The 3,307-nt window shown below is 41.4% G+C and carries 1 protein-coding gene; it reads right to left on the reverse strand.

Going from position 1 to position 3,307, the window contains the following annotated elements; translation table 11 throughout:
• The coding region (locus RDS42_RS13525) for a VWA domain-containing protein (protein ID WP_308784115.1) at positions 1-3,178 on the reverse strand (3,178 nt) is incomplete at its 3' end.
• Positions 3,179-3,307 lie beyond the last annotated feature (129 nt).

A 3,307-nucleotide genomic window follows, 5' to 3' on the forward strand; every position in this document is an offset into this window, starting at 1 on the left:
AAGCTTTAATATCTCCTTCTTTAACTTCCTGTTCTGTAACATCCTGTTTGTCCTTATTAAGAACTCTTATGCTTAAGTCATTTGAGGTTTCTGTTACTTCTCCCAATGAATCAACCAAATCAACTTCCGGGGTCAGTTTATCTGTAATAGTTACATTTGTTGCGGTATATTTTGTAATAGAACCAGATATGTTTGCGAAAACACTATCCAAACTTTCGCCTGCCCCTACATTAATCGCCAGTCTGCTGCCTTCAGAAGCATCACAATTCGCTGCGTTTACAACGTCTGTTAAAAGCTGTATTCCGGTTGTGTTTCGAACCCATTTATCACCCCCCCATTTTTCTTTTTCATAAATTGACAGCGTATTTTTTAATCCCATACCTACAGCATAGAATCTATTACAATGAATTGTACTGGCTCCTTTTATTGCACCTTCATAATCCTCTACATATGTTTTGTTTCCCCCACCTTGAGTATTCGTTCCATGATATGTAGGCTCTCCATCTGTCAAAAATATTACAATTTTTGTCGAATTATTACGGGCTGTCCCAAGTGCCTTACCTGCTTGTGTTAATCCAGCCTCATAATTTGTTCCTCCGTCACAGTCATAATCACTATAATTTTGAATGATACTATTAATGCCAGATGCAGTAACCCAGTAATCTGTTACCACACTTGCCTTACTTGAAAATGTAACCAACTTCCACATTGAATCCACGGTCTTATTGGCATTTAATTTAGTTGTTAAAGTTTTAACCGCCGATTTAGCATCTTCAATATTTTTCCCATCCATGCTTCCAGAAAGATCCAACACAAAAACAATATCTACTGCTGCCGGATTAGTTTCTGTTCCTACAGCACCTACAACATCTAATGTTAAATCATATGTTCCATCATTATTATACGTCACATACTTACTATGCCCTAGGTTGCCTGTAGCACTGGATCCACCGCCGGTAGTTCCACCACCGGATGAAGAATCTTTTTTATAAATAAAGTAAATATCACCTTTTGTCTCAGTCCAATTATTTAACCACTCCGTATATTGTCTACTGTCACTTTTTTTATACTTTATGTAGTAAGTATAGTAGTTGTAGTTGTAGTACTTTTCTGTTTGTAACTGTGTTATGGCAGATCCATTTATATTATCTACTTTGATGACATTTGTTTTTTCATACTGAGAATCAACTGCATCTCGCCAATATTCCGACAAGTTAATCGTCACACTAGAATCAGAAATCTCCACCTCTTTAGATTCATTTATTACATCAATTTCATTCCCATTTTCATCTACATAGTGAACTGTAATTTCAAATGGATTGAACCTGTCAGAATATGTCCACGTAATCGTAAACACAGAGAAGCTCTCAGTAGTCATCTCTACTGTCTGAATCTCATTTGCTTCTGTGGTATTCAGCGTCTCAACCTGGTTTTCTGACGTCATATCCACAACCTGCTGAACTTCTCCGGCTGCATTTTCTTCCAGGTGGAGTACAGATACTTCTGTATTCTCTGCGCCGGTCTCCTGTACGGATTCCGGGATGGCTGCCGGTTTGTAGTTCATGGAAACCTTAACTTCGCCGTTTGGCTCCACCTTGTTTCCTTCAGCATCAAGGAAAGAAATATCATATGCCAGGAATCCGGCAACTTCTTTTTCCTCTTCTGCAACCTTCTGTTCTACATGCTGTGCAACCTCTTCATACTGTTCCTGAGTTTCTGCATTCTCAGCAGTGATCGGTTTCACGTTTAAGGATGCCCCGTCAGGAATGATTCCTTCTTCTGCAGCGCTTACAGATACGGTGATCTTGTCATCTTCATAAGTAAGCTCATTAACCATTCCCGGTTCTTCTGTCAGATCTACATCATCTGAAACCTCAGGAGCTTCATCCACGATCCTTGCAAAATCACTTCTCACATAGAGCTCTGCCGTTTCGCCGGTCTCAGGATATGTGTACTGGATCTTGTACCACAGCGTTTCTTCCATCTGCATATTTTCCAGAAGCGGGAAGCGTTCTCCTGTATGGGCAACAGCTGCCACATTGTCTGCTTCTGCATTCGGTTCAATACGAAGATTTACCTCATCTGAGATAATCTCGATCTCTGATGCTGTTTCCGGAGCAGGTTCCTCTGTTTCCGGTTCTTCCGGGATTGGAGTGATTTCTTCCGGAACCGGTGTCGGCTCTGCCGGAATCTCTTCTTCCGGTTTTGCTTCTTCTGTATAGCATCCGTAGATGGTGGATTTTCTTCCTTCAAAGATAACCTTGTCTGTCGTTCCATCCTCTCTGAATGTAATTTCAGAAAGATCATAGTCTTCAATGTTCTCTGTACTCTGTCCTGCTAACTGAAGGCTCTCCAGCACTTCTGATCTCTGAGGAATCTCTTTCAGTTCATCTTTGTCCCCTTCCACAGAAGGATCTGCCGGATCAAAGTAAAATACATTTGCTTTCTTAGTATCTGTAACCGTCAGTCCGCTGCCATCGATTGTGATTTCAACAGGCTTCAGAGATTCTGCTTTTTCTCCGTTCACTTTGAACTGCACATTAAAGAAAACATATGAGCCAAGCAGCATCCCTTCCGGAATATTTTCATTCATCATGGATTTCAGATATTTTTCTGAATCTGCATCCAGATAGAAAACTTCCATTGTAATGGAAGAAGTCTCTGCTGCAAAGGCACCTGCCGGAAGCTTCGCGGTAACTCTCTGTACCACATTGCCGGCCTCATCCACAAATTCCTGTTTCAGTTCCGTCTCTTCTGAAAGAATCTGTGCATCAGCCACTGAATCTGACATTCCGTCTCCAAAATCAGCGAAATTTTCCTCTTCTGCAGGAATCTCATCTGCAGGTGTTTCCGGTACAGCTTCTTCTGAAGGAATTTCTTCCGGTACCTCCGGAGCAGGTTCTGCAGGTGTTTCCGGATCCACAGGAGCTTCTGTTTCCACATCAGCTGTTACATCTCCATCCGAAAACGAAATTTCCGGCGAAGCTTCTGTTTCTGTAAATGCCTCCCCTGCAGACTCTGTTTCTGTGACCACCATCGGCTCCGAACTGAATTCCTCAGAAGCTTCCGGGATATCTACAAAAATCTCTTCGCCTGCCAAAGCTGAGATACTGCTGCTCAATACCATTACCATGCAAAGTACAGCCGCCAGTATTCTTTTCTTTCTATTACTTTTCATGGTCTTCTCTCCTCCATTCATATCTTTATCGTTCATATTATCTCACCGGACAATCATTTCTTGACTTTATATCCCTAGTATAAAGTACATAAGTCACACACCGGTCACAAACGTATATATTTTATGAAT

The sequence above is a fragment of the uncultured Blautia sp. genome, from assembly GCF_902497045.1.
Taxonomy (GTDB): Bacteria; Bacillota; Clostridia; order Lachnospirales; family Lachnospiraceae; genus Blautia_A.